Raw genomic sequence first — 16,264 nt, 5'->3', positions numbered from 1 at the left:
GAAAGCATTAGGATAAATCATCGTTGATTTTGGGATTAGTCTGCTAAAATGGGTTTTATTGATATCGTAAACGGGATAGTGTCATGGCCGCTATGGATTTAAACGCGCTGCGCGTGTTTGTGCAGGTGGTTGCAGCGGGTAGCTTTATCGGTGCCGCTAAGGCCTTAAGCATGCCCAGCTCTAATGTGAGCCGAGCCGTCGCCCAGCTAGAAGCACACTTAGGGGCTTTGCTGCTGGTGCGCAGTACCCGCAGCATGCGCCTAACCGAAGCGGGGCGGTTGCTGTACGCCGATGCGCAGCCGCTGTTGGCGCAGCTGGCGCGCACCGAAGCCCAATTGGGTGCGGCTCAAGACGAGCTGGTCGGCACTTTACGCCTGTCCTTGCCAAGCGAAGGGGGGCCAGCGCTTTTGGGTGGAGTCTTGGCGGCGTTTGCACGGGCCCATCCGCGCCTACAGCTCAGTATTCAAACCAGTGCCGCGGGCGTGGAAATTTTACAAGAAAACGTCGATTTAGCCCTGTTGTTTCACCGTGGTGCGCTGGCTGATAGCAGCATTGTGGTGCGGCCGCTGGCTACGTTTCCCAGCGTGGTGGTGGCGGCGCCTGAGCTGATTGCCCGTGTGGGCCAGCCTAAAACCTTGGCTCAACTGAAGCGTTTGCCCTGCATCACCACGCTGAGTGCGCTTGAGGGTCTGCCGTGGCAATTTGCCCACGCCGATGGCCGCATTGAAACCGTCAATGTGCACAGTCACTACCGGGTCAACAGCGGCCTAATGGCGACAGAGGCAGCCTTGGCGGGGGTTGGGTTTGCGATTCTGGCTCAGTCGGCCTGCGCCGAAGCCGTTGCTGCTGGGCGCCTACAGATTTTGACCTTGCCTCAGGCGCCTTTGGCGCTGACGCTGTTGGCGGCTTATCCTACCCGAGACTATAGAGCGCCTGCTGTGGGCCAACTGCTTGACGTCTTGGTCACACATTTTCAAACGCTCGCTTAGGTCTAAGCGTTCGCTTCACCATAGGCATGGGCGTCTTTTCGGCGCCCTCATGCCGATTCTCCTTTATTTTTACACTATTTTTATACGCTGGCCCCGAGTCTTTACGTCATTTTGATGCGGTTTTTCCTATGATGAATCCTGTCCTCATCCTTAGGAAATACACATGACTGTGCTGTATGCATGCCTCGCGCTTGGCGTTGTGGCTCTGTTGGCGTACTTGCTGTACGCCTTACTTAAAGCGGAGGCATTTTAAAATGATGACTCAGGCTTTGGCTTTATTAATCAGCTATCTGGCGCTGTTAACCGTGCTTGGCTATCCCTTAGGCCTGTATTTGGCCAAGGTGGCCAGCCCTCTGCCGCTGACTCAGCGCGCACACGCATGGGCCGTGAAGGGGTATGCGTTATTGGGCGTAGATGCTGGCGCCAATATGAGCTGGCGGCGCTACGCCAGTGCACTTTTGTTGTTCAATGGTTTGGGCCTGCTGTGCCTTTTGGCTTTGCAGCTTGGCCAAGGCCATTTGGGCTTGAATCCAGAAGGTTTTGCCGCACCCAGCGTAGATTCTGCGCTGAACACTGCCGTCAGCTTTGTCACCAACACCAACTGGCAGGGTTATGCCGGTGAAAGCAGCATGAGCTACGTCACCCAAATGTTGGGCTTGGCGCTACAAAACTTTCTGTCTGCGGCTACCGGCATGGCGGTGGTGTTTGCCTTGATTCGGGGCTTATGCAGTCATGAAGCTGAGGGCGTGGGCAATTTTTGGGTAGACATGGTGCGCTTGTGCGTGTGGGTCTTGCTGCCGATTTCGGTGCTGGCGGCGCTCTTTTTTGTCAGCCAAGGGGTGATCCAAAACCTGGCAGATTACGTTCCTAGCCTTGGTTTAGAAGGCATGGCACAGGTATTGCCGATGGGGCCTAATGCCTCGCAAGAAGCGATTAAGCTTTTGGGCACCAACGGCGGTGGTTTTTTTAACGCCAACTCGGCTCATCCATTTTCAAATCCCACGGGTTTAACCAATTTTGTGCAAATCAGCCTGATTTTGCTGCTGCCCGTGTCTCTTTGCTTTTGTTTTGGCCGTATGGTCGGCGACGCCCGTCAAGGGTGGGCGCTGTACGCCACTATGACCACGCTGTTTGTGTTGCTGGTGATGGTGATTTTTTACTTCGAACAGCAGGCCAATCCCGTTCTGGGCTCCGCCGTTGACAGTAGTTGGCAAGCTGGCCTCCAGGCGGGCGGCAATATGGAGGGTAAGGAAACGCGCTTTGGCATCGTGGCGTCGGCTTTGTTTACCGCTGTGACCACGGCGGCTTCTTGTGGCGCCGTCAATAATATGCACGATTCGCTCCTGCCGTTAAGCGGCTTGGTGCCGATGGTGTTGATGCAAACCGGCGAAGTGATCTATGGCGGCGTGGGTTCTGGTCTCTATGGCATGCTGCTGTTGGTGATTTTGACGGTGTTCTTGGCTGGCTTGATGATTGGTCGCAGCCCAGAATATTTGGGCAAGAAAATTGAGGCAGGCGAAATGAAAGCCGTCTCGTTAGCGTTGTTGACGGTACCGTGCTTGGTGTTGCTGGGCAGCGCCGTGGCGGCAGTGACTGACGTGGGCCAAGCCGGCGTCACCAATCCAGGAGCGCATGGCTTTAGCCAAATTCTGTATGCCTTTACGTCGGCGGCCAACAATAACGGTAGTGCCTTTGCAGGCTTAGGTGCGAACACGCCGTTTTATAACTACGCTTTAGCGGCTGCCATGCTCATCGGGCGCTTTGGGGTGATTGTGGCGGTGTTGGCCGTCGCCGGTGGCATGGCCAAGAAAAAACGCACCCACTCTGACGGCGCTTTACCGACTCACGGCCCATTGTTTATGTGCCTCTTGCTGGGCGTCATTGTGTTAGTGGGCGCCTTAACCTATTTGCCGGCACTGGTGCTGGGTCCTGTGATTGAACATCTACAGTGGATGCATTAAAAGGAATGGCTATGTTAACTGAAAAAACGAGCGCTTTAACGACGGCAGCGACCATGCAAATGGTTAAAGACGCTTTGTGGAAATTCACCCCTCGGGCGCAGCTGCGCAATCCGGTAATGTTTGTGGTGTATGTGGGCAGTTTACTCAGTACCGGTTTAGCGCTACAGGCGCTGTGGCAAGGTGCGGATAATGCGAGCTTTGTGGTGACGTTAACCGCGTGGCTGTGGTTTACCTTGCTGTTTGCTAACTTTGCAGAAGCTTATGCCGAAGGTAAAAGTAAGGCTCAGGCCGCTTCGCTGAAGGAACTGAAGCAAACGGTGTCGGCTTGCCGTTTGCGCATGAAAAAAGGGCAAGAGCAGCAAGAAATTGTGGCCTCCAGCGACTTACGCATCAACGACGTGGTGTATGTTCAGGCGGGTGAGCTGGTGCCTATGGATGGTGAGGTGATCGAGGGCGTGGCTTCTGTGGACGAATCGGCGATTACGGGTGAATCGGCGCCCGTGATTCGGGCCGCGGGCAGTGATTTTTGCTCGGTGACGGGGGGCACAAGGCTGGTGTCGGACTGGTTGAAGGTGCGCATCAACGCCAATCCTGGCGAGTCATTCATTGACCAGATGATTGGCATGGTGGAAGGCGCTAAGCGCCAGAAAACCCCCAATGAGGTGGCTTTGACCATTGTGCTGGTGACCTTGACGGTAATCTTCTTGATGGTGGTGGCCACGCTACTGCCGTTTTCGGTATTTGCCGCTACCGTGGGCGATGCCACGGCGCCGCTGGCCATTGTGTCTTTGATCGCGCTGCTGGTGTGCTTGATTCCCACCACCATCGGTGGCTTATTGTCGGCCATTGGCGTAGCAGGGATGAGCCGCATGATGGCCAAAAACGTGGTGGCCAAATCAGGGCGGGCGGTGGAGACGGCGGGCAATATCGACGTCTTGCTGTTAGATAAAACCGGCACCATTACGTTTGGTAATCGCCAGGCCAGCGCTTTTTATCCGGCCGTGGGCATTCGCCCAGCTGATTTTGCTGAAAAAGCGTGGTTAGCCTCGCAGGCAGACGAAACGCCAGAAGGGCGCAGCATCGTGGCCTTGGCCCAAATCAAACAGCCAGAGCTGACCGCAGACGCTTTACAGCAGCAATGGCCTGCATTGACGGCGGTGCCGTTCACGGCGCAAACGCGCATGAGCGGTGTTGACATTGAGGTGGATGGCGCTTTGCTGGCGATTCGTAAAGGCGCATCGCAGGCGATTAAGGCTTACGTTGAGGCTCAAGGGGCAAGCTTTCCGAGCGCGGTGCAAAAACAGGTGGACTTCATTGCCGCAGAAGGCGCCACGCCCTTGGTGGTGGCCGTGGGCGATCGGGTGATCGGCTGTTTGGCCCTGAAAGACGTGGTGAAACCCAATATGAGCCGCCGTTTTGCCCAACTGCGGGAAATGGGCATCAAGACGGTGATGATTACCGGTGACAACCCTTTAACCGCTGCGGCAATCGCCTCTGAGGCGGGGGTGGATGATTATTTGGCCGAGGCCACGCCAGAAAACAAGCTCAATATGATTCGCAGCTATCAGCAGCAAGGCCTGCTGGTGGCCATGACGGGCGATGGCACCAACGATGCGCCTGCTTTGGCTCAAGCCGATGTGGCGGTGGCCATGAATTCGGGTACTCAGGCGGCAAAGGAGGCCGGCAATATGGTCGACATGGATTCCGACCCCACCAAGCTGATCGAAGTGGTGCAAACCGGCAAGCAGCTGTTGATGACGCGCGGTGCTCTGACCACGTTTTCCATCGCCAACGATGTGGCTAAATACTTTGCCATCATTCCGGCTTTATTTACCCCTTTATATCCGCAGCTGGCCGCGTTGAACGTGATGGGCTTACACAGCCCTGAGTCTGCTATTTTGGCGGCCGTGATTTTCAATGCCCTGATCATCATTGCGCTGATTCCTTTGGCAATGAAAGGGGTGCGCTACCGTGCCTTAAGCGCCGTCCAGCTGCTGCGCCAAAACATTTTTTGGTATGGGCTAGGGGGTTTGGTGGTGCCTTTTATCGGCATTAAATTGATTGACGTAGTCTTGACCTGGATGGCTTAAGCCAGAGGTTGAAAAAGGAAAAGAAATGCAAACAAATCATTCTTTGCTGCGCCCTGCGGTCAGCGTATTGGTGTTTCTGTCGCTGCTATTGGGCGTGGTTTACCCCTTGAGCGTGACGGCTTTAGGGCAATGGTGGTTTCCGCAGCAGGCCGCGGGCAGCCTGGTTTGGCGCGAAGGCAAAGTCATTGGCTCGGCTTTGATTGGGCAAAACTTTATTGGCCCTGAATACTTTTGGGGACGGCCATCGGGAGCGGGCGATCATGCCTACAATAGCCTAGCCTCTGGTGGCGCCAACCTAGGGCCGAGTAATCCACGTCTGACAGAATCAGTGGCTCAGCGCCTCAGTGCCTTAGCGCCAGCAGGGGCCGCTGCTCATTCGGTGCCGGTGGATTTAGTGACCCATTCGGCCAGCGGCCTAGATCCAGACATCAGCCTAGCGGCGGCCGAGTATCAGGTGCCGCGCGTGGCCCAGGCACGGGCGCTGGATGAAGCTCAGCTACGGGCTTTGATTGCCGAACAGGCAGTGCGATCGACATGGCTATTTGGTGAAAATAGGATTAATGTATTGTTATTAAATGACCGTTTAGATCAGTTAGCGAAGCCTACACCATGATGAATCAAACCCTAGACCCCGATCACTTGTTGCACACGTTACAGGCCGATGAGCGCGCCCAAAAGCGGGGTAAGCTGCGGATCTATGTGGGCGCTGTGGCCGGGGTTGGGAAAACCTACGCCATGTTACAGGCGGCCAAAGAGGTTCAGGCGGCTGGGGGAGACGTTTTAGTTGGCGTGGTGGAAACCCACGGGCGAGCGGCGACGATGGCGCAGGCAGAAGGTTTGCCAACGCTGCCCAAAAAAACGTGGTTGTTTCACGGTAAGCCCGTGCTGGAATTTGATTTGGATGCTGCCATTTTGGCTCGGCCCGAACTGCTGCTGGTGGATGAACTGGCCCACAGCAACGTGGTGGGATCGCGCCACCCTAAGCGCTGGCAGGATGTGGCCGAACTGTTGGATTTAGGCATCAACGTCTGGACCACTCTGAATGTGCAGCATCTAGACAGCCTGAATGCCGTGGTGGCCCACATTACCGGGGTGGCGATTCACGAAACCGTGCCCGATTCGTTTTTTGATGGTGCCAATGAGATCGTGCTGGTGGACGCCACGGCACAAGAGTTAACCAAGCGTCTACAAGATGGTCACATTTATGCCCAGGCTCAGGCGCAGCGGGCGCATCAGCATTTTTTTAAAAAAGGTAATTTAATCGCCTTGCGAGAGATTGCGCTGCGACGTACGGCTGAATGCATTGAGGCCGACGTGAAAACCCATCGTCAGCGCGAAGCCATTCACAGCGTCTGGCAGACCGATGCAGGCGTGCTGGTGTGCTTAAGCGGAGGGGCTGACGATGAGCATTTGATCCGCAGCGGCGCGCGTTTGGCTGGACAGTTGGGCGGTGAGTGGCATGTGTTGTTTGTCGACACGCCCAGCGGACATAAAGCGGCTCAGGCTCGGCAGGCGGCGGTGACGGCGCAGCTGCGCTTTGCGGCCAGTTTGGGGGCGCAAACAGCTTACACGCAAGGCGAACAGTCTGTGCCAGAGTGGGTTGCTTACGCACGGGCGCATAATCTTGCCCATGTGATGTGTTTAGTTGGATGGTCGCGCTGGCCGTGGCGGCGTAGCGTGGCGCAACAGATTCGCGCTCTGGCGCCTGAGATCAACGTGGTGCACGTTGGCAGCGGCGGGGCCGAGGCATCCAGTAAGGTGGAGCGCCAGGCTATGCCGACGGCGCCGGTGGCTGCGGCTAAGAGCGCTTGGCGCGCGCGCCTATGGCCCTACGGGGTGACGCTGCTGGCCAGCTGTGCCTTGAGTCTGTTGTTGTATCCGCTGGCCGATGTCTTGGACAACGCCAACATCATCATGCTGTTTTTGGTTTTGGTGGTCGCGATGAGCGTGCGCTATGGCCGCAGCGTAGGCATGTTTGCATCATTCATTACGGTGGCGCTGTTTGACTTTGGCTTTGTGATGCCGCGCCATTCTTTTGCCGTGGGCGATGTGCAGTATGTGATCACGTTCGTGGTGATGCTGGGGGTGGGGCTCTTGACCGGTCAATATGCCTTGTCGCTCAAGCTGCGCGCACGCATGGCCAATCGGCGCGAGCAACGTGCCATTTCGCTGTTTGAGTTTGCCAAAAACCTGTCCGGGCAGTTGGAGTTTGATGAGATCATTCGGCAAAGCCAGGCAATCTTGTTGCAAGAATTTAAAGGTAAAGTGGCCTTTTTGCTGCCTAATCTAGACGAACAATTACAACAGACGCAGTCGGCTGACGGCATTGATTTGCCCATTGCGCAGTGGGCGTATGCTCATCAACAAGAGGCCGGTTTTGGCACCCACACCTTGCCCAAACACCCTTATTTGTATTTGCCGCTCAAGGCCCCCATTCGTATTCGCGGCATTTTGGCGATTGCGCCTGATGATCCACAGTCCTTGTGGTTGCCCGAAAAGCGGCGTCAGCTCGATGTGCTGGCCAGCTTAGTAGCCTTAACCTTGGAACGGATTCACTTTGCCGCCGTGGCCCAGCAGGCCACGATGGGGATTGCTTCAGAACAAATGCGCAATACGCTGTTGGCGACGATTTCACACGATTTACGCACGCCGCTGACGGCGCTGATGGCGCAAGCCGAATGGTTGGCTAAAGCCCAGCAAAAGCTGGCGCCAGAGCAAGTGGGCGATAGCCTCAACGCCATTCATGACTGCGCTCAAAGGCTGTATGCCATGGTGTCTAATCTATTGGAAATGGCGCGCCTACAAAGCGCTGAATTTTCTTTACACAAGGAGTGGCATTCAATGGAAGAGCTGGTGGGCAGCGTGACGCGGGCCACCTTGTTTGCCCATCCAGAAGTGACGTTCCATACCCACATAGCAGCAGATTGCCCGTTGGTGGCCTGTGATGGGGTGTTGATTGAGCGCGTGTTAAGCAATCTGGTGGACAACGCCATTCACTATAGCCCTGCGCCGGCCGAAGTAACCATTGAGGTGAAGGTGTTGGCACAATGCTTGCAGGTGTCGGTCTTGGATCACGGTCAAGGCATACAGCCTGAGCAAGTGGCCGAACTGTTTCAAAAATTTAGCCGCGGCGAAAAAGAAAGCCACAAAGTCGGTACGGGTTTGGGTTTAAGTATTGCCAAAACCATCGTAACCGCTCATGCTGGGCACATTGATGCGGCGTTACGCAGCGACAGTGCTGGCAGCCATTTTTGGTTTACCTTGCCGCTACAGCCAGCACCTAGCCTAGAGTGAAGCATGGACGGACACAAAACCATTTTAATCGTTGAAGACGATCCTCACATTCGCCGTTTTTTGGCTTTGGCCTTAAGCGAAGAAGGCTGGCGCGTGTTTGAGGCCGATGGGGTGAAGCGGGGGCTGATTGAAGCGGCTTCACGCCAGCCAGATTGCGTGATCTTGGACTTGGGCTTGGGCGATGGCGATGGCAAACAGTTCATCAGTGCTTTTAGGCAATGGTCTCATGCACCGTTGATCGTGTTGACGGCGCGCCACGATGAGCCAGAAAAAGTAGCGGCCTTAGATGCGGGCGCCGATGATTACATGACTAAGCCGTTTGGCATTCCCGAATTTTTGGCACGGCTACGGGTACAGACACGGCGGATGCAGCCACAAGGTTTGCATCAGCCCTTAGTCAGCGGCGATTTGTCTATCGACGTGGTGAATCGGGTGGTGCAAAAAAATGGCCAAAACGTTCACCTAACCCCAACCGAATACGCTTTATTGATTGAATTGGTCAACCATAAGGGCAAGGTGTGTACTCAGCGCCATTTGCTCAACGCGGTGTGGGGCCCTAACTATGTGGAACAGCCGCATTATTTACGCATTTACATGGGGCATTTGCGCCAAAAATTAGAAACCAATCCTGCCATGCCGGTACATTTAATCACCGAAACAGGCGTTGGCTATCGTTTTGTCTCGATTTAAAGCACCCCCCTTAAGGAGAAAAGGATGTCGACACGACACATTCACATTCGGTTGGCCAACGAGGCTGATCAAGCGGCTTGGCTGCCATTGTGGCAAGGCTACCAAGTATTTTATCGGGCCGATTTAGGCGCTGAGCAGGCTCAGGTGAACTGGCAGCGCTTTATGGACGAGGCCGAGCCCATGTGGGCATTGGTGGCTGAAGCAGATGGGCGCATCGTAGGCTTTACTCATCTCATCGAGCATCGCAGCTGCTGGACGGTGCAAAATTATGGCTATTTACAGGATTTATACGTGGATGAATCTGTACGTGGTCAAGGCGTGGGTCGTGCCCTCATTGAGGCCGCCTATCAATGGGGTAAGGCCCAAAACTGGTCGCGAGTGCATTGGCTGACGGAAGAAACCAACCACACTGCCCAGCTATTGTATGACCGCATTGCCCAAAAAACGGGATTCATTCAGTATAAACACATGCTATAAGCTGATCCCAGGCTTATTGAGCCAACGCCAAAGGCAGACTTTGGCGTTTTTTGTTGGGGCTAGGATCTGTTGGGCTGGTGTGGATCAGAGCCATGGTTGAGCGCTGGGCTGGAAAAACTGTGGTCAAGATGCGTCAACCAGAATAAAGGGGCGTGAGGCGAGGTAGGGTCTGGTTGTGCGAATTGGTTCCCTATTATATTGTTTTTATTTTGATTTAAATCAATGGGATGGGTTGACTGGGACGGCTTTAAGAGACCATACTAAAACTTCCTTTAGTGTGAAAACGACTTAAAAAATCTGTAAAAAGAACGTGTTGAACCGCAGAAAGGCCGTCTATGAATATTGTGCAATGACCAGCGTGATCCTTCAGTCATGACCCATTATTAAATAGGAGCTGCATCATGTTTCCAGAATACCGTGATTTAATTTCTCAACTTAAAAGCACTCAGCCCAGATTCCAATCTCTTTTTGAAAAACATAATGCCTTAGATCATGAAATTGCCCGCATGGAGAAAACCCACGCCGATCATGATCAGATCATGAGGCTGAAAAAAGAGAAGCTTAATTTGAAAGATCAGCTATACGTATTTTTACAAGCGCATGATGTGACCCAAAACTGATTCCCGATTATTGGGCGTAAGCCCCATTGCCAACAACCACACTGAGCTGTGGTTGTTTTTATTTTGGCTGCATAATGTGCATGTGATCAGCCGTTTAGGCATGAATGTCCATCCGAGGCCTTTGCTGAATGGGCCACACTTGTTACCATGCCTGACGCTTGATTGGCTGGGGCTCTGGCTTGATCAGGCATTCGGGCAGTAAAGCCGTTTTGTTAGTCAACCGATGGGCATGAAGGCTCATCATCGAAGTATGGATTTGTGATCAGTGAAATTAAATAAAGTAATAGTGTGGTTGGGGCTATTGGGTTTAATGGCCACGGCTCAGGCTCAAGACATGGCGTGTAGGGTGGTGGGGGTTGCCGATGGCGATACCTTAACCTGTTTAACCGTGGCCAAAAAGCAGGTAAAGGTGCGCCTGGGTGAGATTGATGCCCCAGAAAACAAGCAGCCCTTTGGGACGGCGGCTAAAAAAGTGTTGTCCGATGCTGTGTTTGGTAAAGATGTGGTGATTAAAGGGGGCAGTACCGATCGCTATGGCCGTACTTTGGGGATTGTGTACATACAGAATAAAAACGTGAACCTGATGCTGGTGCAAAAAGGCATGGCCTGGGCCTATGTCGAATACGCTAAAGATCCGGCCTACTTGGCCGCTCAGCGTCAGGCAGAAGCCAAGCGCGTGGGGCTGTGGTCGGAGCCTAATCCTATTTATCCTCAGGATTGGCGTAAGGGCTATCGCCTGCAGGATGCGCGCACCCAAGTGGTGCCCAGTGAGCACACGCGTTCACGTGCCAGCAAAGGGCGGGCACAGCAGGCTAATTTTACCTGTGGTACCAAGCAATACTGTAAGGAGATGAACAGCTGTGAAGAAGCGCGTTATTTCTTAAACGTGTGTCGGGTGAAGCGCTTAGATGGCGACGGTGATGGGGTGCCTTGTGAGCAGCTGTGCCGAGGCGGCTAAAGCCGGATCAACAAAAAACCACGCTTTGAAGCGTGGTTTTTTACTGTGCATGGTTTAGGGCAAGAAAGGGTAGTCGGTATAGCCTTTTTCATCACCACCGTAAAACGTGGTTGGGTCGGGCTGATTGAGCGGCGCATCGTGGGCAAAGCGCTCAACCAAGTCAGGGTTGGCGATGTAGGCTCGACCAAAGGCCACGGCATCGGCAAGGCCGGTGCTCAGTAAGGCTTCGGCCTTGGCTTGGGTGTAGGCGCCGGCGGCAATGATGGGGCCGGTGAAGGTGGCGCGTACTTTTTGACGAAAATCGTCGGTATAAGGCTCACCGCCCGCCCAATCTGGCTCGGAAAGATGAACGTAGGCAATTTGGCGCTGATTGAGTTCACTGAGTAAATACAGGGCCGCTTCTTCTTGATCGACGCCGTTTTCAACACCGTTAAAGGGCCCCATGGGCGACAGGCGAATACCGATATGGTCTTTGCCCCAGGCCTTAATGGCCGCATCGACGACTTCTAGGGTAAGGCGGCTGCGGTTTTCGATGCTGCCACCGTATGCGTCGGTGCGCTGATTGGCGCTGGGCGATAGGAATTGGTGCAATAGATAGCCGTGGGCGCCGTGCAGCTCTAAAAAGTCAAAGCCTGCGGCTTTGGCCATGCTGCTGGCGTGGGCAAAATCGGCGATGACTTGCTGAATGCCTTCTTGGGTCAGTGCCTGTGGCTCAGAGCAATCCACGCGCGTGGCCAAGCCTTTTTCGTCGCGTAAAGAGGTGCGGCTTTTGGCTGCAATGGCAGAAGGGGCTACGGGCGGTTGCTGCTGTGGCTGTAGCGAAGAATGAGAAATTCGGCCGGTGTGCCAGAACTGAACCGCAATGTGGCCTTTTTTCGCGTGTACCTGGTCGACAATTTTTTGCCAAGCGGCCAGCTGCTCAGGCGAATGTAGGCCTGGTGCGCCGGCATAGCCTTTGGCCTGGGGTGAAATTTGAGTGGCTTCGGTGATGATTAAGCCAGCGCTGGCGCGTTGAGCGTAATAAGTGGCCATTAAGTCGGTAGGCAGATCACCTGGCTCAATGCTGCGTAAGCGCGTCAGCGGTGCCATGAATACACGGTTGGCTAAAGTGGTCTGACCGATGGTCAGAGGAGAGAGTAATAGGCTCATTAAGGCTCCTTAGGATGACAATGAATCATGAGTTGGGCAATATGATCTCTAGGTTGGGGTAGGTTCTCTAAATTCAATGGGATAGACGGCGACTCTTGCGTGGTGACCTATCTTGGATAGGCATAAAAAAACCAGCCTGGGCTGGTTTTTACATCAGGGCTGAGCATTAGCAGGGGTGCTGGCTTCAGCCTCTGGCGTAGGAATGGGTACCGGGTCTGCGGTGGCGTCAGGACCACGGCAAACGATGTTGAACATGGATTGATCGGCACTGTTGACTAGGGCGATGGATTCAAACGTGCCGCCGCTGTCTAGGCAGTTCTCGACAACCTGCTGGCAAGCGGCTTGGTCTTCAAAGCCTTGGCAGGCGAGGGTGATCTGATCACCCTCCTGCTCCGTGGCGCCTTCCTCATTCTGGCCTTGGGGTTGGCATGCAGCCAGGCCTAATGAGACAAACAGGCCCAGCAGCCCCAGCAGCCCCAGTCGCCAGGGCGTAGCGCTCATTACTCAGCTGCCTTTTGCAAGATGTAGTGTTCTGCTAACGCGCCCGTAATGGCTTCGCCTTCTTGGTCGCGCATTTCAAGACGGTTTTCAGCCACAAAGTATTGAGTTTTGTCTGCCGCTTCGTCCAAAATCACGATGTTGCCCGCTTGATTCCAAGTAAACTGACCTTTGTCGGTAAAGGTGGTTTCTTCACCGGGCTTCACTTCTTTCAAGTATTCGCTGGTGCGCTCATAGCTGCCGTCATCGTTTAACACTAATTTGGTTTTGATGCCTTCACAGTCGGCGCAAGGCAAGGTGCCTTCATAGGTGCCGGCCCAGTCTAGTGAGGTTTGGGCATTGTGTTCGGTGTCTACTGCTGCCTCGGTGGTGGCTTCTGGCGCCGCTTGGGTTAAAGCTTCGCTAGGGGCTTCGTCGGTAGCGGCACTTTCCTGTGAACACGCACCTAAAATAAACAGGCTACCCAGTACGGGGATCATGAATTTTTTCATATTGGTTTCCTTTTCGTTCGTTGAAAATGAGGCTGTAATGATTTCATCATACAGCTTTAAGCGTCGGAATATTTAGTGTGACCCTTTTCGAGCTTAAAAATTCAGTCAAAATTTGCGTCAAGCGCCACACGGCTTTCTTAAACCCGAGAAATCGTGGATATAAACGGCGTACATGATGTGAAGTAACCCTGTTTATGCTATAATTTATCACTATCTTATCAAGAAAAATATGCTATGACTGATCAAGTTTTTGCCAAGGAAACCATTGCCATTAGTCTAGAGGAGGAAATGCGTCGCTCCTACCTTGACTATGCAATGAGTGTGATTGTGGGGCGTGCGTTGCCTGATGTACGTGATGGTTTGAAACCCGTACACCGCCGCGTGCTTTTTGCGATGCATAAACTCAATAATGATTGGAATCGGGCGTATAAAAAATCTGCCCGTATCGTCGGCGACGTGATCGGTAAATACCATCCCCACGGTGATTCAGCCGTCTACGACACCATCGTGCGTATGGCCCAAGATTTCTCTATGCGCTATATGCTGGTCGATGGACAAGGTAACTTCGGTTCTGTCGACGGCGACAGCGCCGCTGCCATGCGTTATACCGAAATCAGAATGTCGCGCATTGCGCATGAGCTATTGGCCGACATCGACAAAGAAACCGTAGACTTTGGTCCTAACTACGATGGCTCTGAATACGAACCGTTGATTTTGCCGGCTAAAGTGCCAGGCCTGTTGGTCAACGGCAGCTCCGGCATTGCCGTGGGCATGGCCACCAACATTCCACCACACAATATCAAAGAAACCATCAACGCTTGCTTGGCCCTATTGGCTGATCCTGAGCTGAGCGTCGACGATTTGATCGAACACATTCCGGCACCAGACTTCCCAACCGGCGCCACCATTTATGGCTTGTCCGGCGTGCGCGAAGGCTACCGCACCGGCCGTGGTCGTGTATTGATGCGCGCCAAAACCCATATTGAGCCAGTAGGCCGGGGTGAAAAAGAAGCCATCATCGTGGATGAAATTCCTTACCAGGTGAATAAGGCCAAGCTGTTGGAGAAAATCAGCGTCTTGGTGAAAGAAAAGCTTATCGAAGGCATTGCAGATTTGCGTGATGAATCCGACAAATCCGGGATGCGTATTTACATCGAGCTTAAGCGCGGTGAAAACGCTGAAGTAGTGCTCAACCAGCTGTACAAAATGACCCAGCTACAGGACAGCTTCGGCATCAATATGGTGGCCTTGGTCGACGGTCAGCCTCGCCTCTTGAACCTCAAGCAGATTCTGCATGAATTCTTGCGCCATCGTCGTGAAGTGGTGACGCGTCGTACCCTGTTTGAACTACGTAAAGCCCGTGACCGCGGTCACGTCTTGGAAGGCTTGGCCGTGGCCTTGTCAAACGTGGATGAAATCATTGCCTTGATTAAATCTAGCGCCACGCCACCTGAAGCCAAAGCCGGTCTATTGGCCAAAGCTTGGCGCTCAGGCTTAGTGGAAGACATGTTGAGCCGCGTTGATTTAACCATGGCTCGCCCAGAAAGCGTGGGCCCAGAGTATGGCCTGAAAGAAGATGGCTATCACTTAAGTGAAATTCAGGCGCAGGCGATCTTGGATTTACGTTTGCAGCGCCTAACCGGCCTTGAGCAAGACAAGATTGTGGCTGAATACAAAGACATCATGGACATCATCATGGATTTGTTAGATATTCTGGCCCGACCTGAACGCGTCAACCAAATCATCAACGATGAGCTGGTGGCGGTTCAGACCCAGTTTGGCGACGAGCGTCGCTCGGAAATCAACCCATTTGGCGGCGACATTGCCGACGAAGATCTGATTCCGCCGCAGGAAATGGTCGTGACGTTGACCCACACCGGCTACATTAAAGCGCAGCCAACCGATGACTATCAGGCTCAGCGCCGTGGTGGCCGTGGTAAACAGGCAGCGGCAACCAAAGAAGAAGATTTTATCGAAACCTTGTTTGTGGCCAATACCCATGACTATCTATTGTGCTTTACCTCTTTAGGTAAGTGCCATTGGATTAAGGTGTATAAGCTGCCTCAAGGTGGCCGTAACAGTCGTGGTCGTCCGGTCAACAACGTGTTGGATTTACAAGAAGGTGAAAAAATCAGCGCCATCTTGCCGGTGAAAGAATTCACCGAACACGAATATGTGTTCATGGCGACGGCTTTAGGTACGGTTAAGAAAACCCCGCTGAACGACTTCTCGCGCCCACGCACCGCCGGCATCATTGCCTTGGCCTTGGATGAAGGCGACAGCTTGATTGGCGTGGCCAAGACCAGCGGCCAGCACGACGTGATGATGTTCTCAAGCGCTGGTAAGGCCGTGCGTTTTGATGAAAACGACGTTCGTCCTATGGGCCGTACTGCCCGTGGCGTGCGCGGCATGAATCTGACCGATCCGGATAATCGCGTCATCAGCCTTTTGGTGAGCGATCCAGCCGACGAAAGTGGGGCGCAGGTCTTAACCGCAACTGAAAACGGCTACGGCAAACGCACGCCGGTTGACGATTACCGTAAGGCCAATCGCGGTACCCAAGGGGTGATTGCGATCGACACCGGTGAGCGTAACGGTCAGCTCGTAGCGGCGACTTTAGTGGAAGACTCTGACGACTTGATGCTGATTACTTCTGGCGGCGTTCTGATTCGTACCAAGGTGGATCAAGTACGCGAAACCGGCCGTGCGGCTCTGGGCGTGAAGCTGATTAACCTCGATGAAAACGAACACTTGGTAAGCTTGACCAAGGTGGCGGAGACGGAAGAGGACGAGCTGGACGAAGAGGGCGATGGTGAGGTTTTGGCTGTTGATGCCGTAGCAAGCGCAGACGCCTCTGACAGCGCTGAGACGGCACCTAAAGACGAGGCTGAAGATTAATTGGTTTGATCATTTAAGCTTGGCCCACGATAGACCCTTTTTAGGGTCTATTTTTTTGTCTATTGTTATGCTATTGTATTATTATTTATTTTATGGCTGTGTGGCCAAGAGCCAGCATTCTGAAGCATTTTTAAAGCCAGATCAGCGTG

14 protein-coding genes are annotated in these 16,264 nt (G+C 53.7%); 11 read left to right on the top strand and 3 right to left on the bottom strand.

Annotated features, from left to right (window positions below; translation table 11 throughout):
* Positions 1-83 precede the first annotated feature (83 nt).
* From AB8Q18_09980 to AB8Q18_09935, 10 genes are all read left to right on the top strand, one after another.
* Positions 84-989, top strand: a complete 906-nt coding sequence (locus AB8Q18_09980; protein ID XDZ50524.1) for a LysR family transcriptional regulator — start codon at positions 84-86, stop codon at positions 987-989.
* Positions 990-1,152: 163 nt separating this feature from the next.
* Positions 1,153-1,242, top strand: a complete 90-nt coding sequence (locus tag AB8Q18_09975; GenBank protein XDZ50523.1) for a potassium-transporting ATPase subunit F — start codon at positions 1,153-1,155, stop codon at positions 1,240-1,242.
* A 1-nt stretch (position 1,243) separates the two neighbouring features.
* Positions 1,244-2,950, top strand: coding sequence for a potassium-transporting ATPase subunit KdpA (gene kdpA, locus AB8Q18_09970; GenBank protein XDZ50522.1), 1,707 nt, complete (start codon positions 1,244-1,246; stop codon positions 2,948-2,950).
* An 11-nt stretch (positions 2,951-2,961) separates the two neighbouring features.
* Complete coding sequence (gene kdpB, locus AB8Q18_09965; protein XDZ50521.1) at positions 2,962-5,040, top strand: potassium-transporting ATPase subunit KdpB; 2,079 nt, start codon at positions 2,962-2,964, stop codon at positions 5,038-5,040.
* A gap of 25 nt (positions 5,041-5,065) precedes the next feature.
* Complete coding sequence (kdpC, locus tag AB8Q18_09960) at positions 5,066-5,653, top strand: potassium-transporting ATPase subunit KdpC (protein XDZ50520.1); 588 nt, start codon at positions 5,066-5,068, stop codon at positions 5,651-5,653.
* Positions 5,650-8,334, top strand: coding sequence for an ATP-binding protein (locus tag AB8Q18_09955; GenBank protein XDZ50519.1), 2,685 nt, complete (start codon positions 5,650-5,652; stop codon positions 8,332-8,334). Before kdpC ends, AB8Q18_09955 begins: the two co-directional genes overlap by 4 nt.
* A gap of 3 nt (positions 8,335-8,337) precedes the next feature.
* Entirely contained in the window at positions 8,338-9,024 is a 687-nt protein-coding gene (kdpE, locus tag AB8Q18_09950; GenBank protein ID XDZ50518.1) for a two-component system response regulator KdpE, read from the top strand.
* A gap of 24 nt (positions 9,025-9,048) precedes the next feature.
* Entirely contained in the window at positions 9,049-9,501 is a 453-nt protein-coding gene (locus tag AB8Q18_09945; GenBank protein ID XDZ50517.1) for an N-acetyltransferase family protein, read from the top strand.
* 401 nt (positions 9,502-9,902) lie between these two features.
* The gene (locus tag AB8Q18_09940) at positions 9,903-10,121 is read left to right on the top strand and encodes a YdcH family protein (GenBank protein XDZ50516.1); all 219 of its coding nucleotides are present in this window, start codon (positions 9,903-9,905) and stop codon (positions 10,119-10,121) included.
* A 265-nt stretch (positions 10,122-10,386) separates the two neighbouring features.
* Positions 10,387-11,079: a thermonuclease family protein gene (locus AB8Q18_09935; GenBank protein XDZ50515.1), complete on the top strand. Its 693-nt coding sequence runs from the start codon at positions 10,387-10,389 to the stop codon at positions 11,077-11,079.
* Positions 11,080-11,133: 54 nt separating this feature from the next.
* Here the strand turns inward: AB8Q18_09935 and nemA are convergent, their stop codons facing one another.
* From nemA to AB8Q18_09920, 3 genes are all read right to left on the bottom strand, one after another.
* Positions 11,134-12,228, bottom strand: coding sequence for an N-ethylmaleimide reductase (gene nemA / locus AB8Q18_09930; protein ID XDZ50514.1), 1,095 nt, complete (start codon positions 12,226-12,228; stop codon positions 11,134-11,136).
* Between the two features lie 153 nt (positions 12,229-12,381).
* Positions 12,382-12,729: a hypothetical protein gene (locus AB8Q18_09925; protein XDZ50513.1), complete on the bottom strand. Its 348-nt coding sequence runs from the start codon at positions 12,727-12,729 to the stop codon at positions 12,382-12,384.
* A complete protein-coding gene (locus tag AB8Q18_09920) occupies positions 12,729-13,217 on the bottom strand; it encodes a copper resistance protein NlpE (GenBank protein ID XDZ50512.1) in 489 nt (162 codons plus the stop codon). The genes AB8Q18_09925 and AB8Q18_09920 overlap by 1 nt, the downstream gene beginning before the upstream one ends.
* Before the next feature lie 234 nt (positions 13,218-13,451).
* Here AB8Q18_09920 and gyrA point away from each other — a divergent pair, with 234 nt between their 5' ends.
* On the top strand, positions 13,452-16,115 hold the full coding sequence (gene gyrA, locus AB8Q18_09915) for a DNA gyrase subunit A (GenBank protein XDZ50511.1): 2,664 nt from the start codon (positions 13,452-13,454) through the stop codon (positions 16,113-16,115).
* Positions 16,116-16,264: the final 149 nt, after the last annotated feature.

This window comes from Neisseriaceae bacterium CLB008 (genome assembly GCA_041228285.1).
Classification (GTDB): Bacteria; Pseudomonadota; Gammaproteobacteria; order Burkholderiales; family Neisseriaceae; genus JAGNPU01.
The sequence above is the reverse complement of the archived record's forward strand: the minus strand, read 5'-3'. Positions and strand labels throughout refer to the sequence as shown.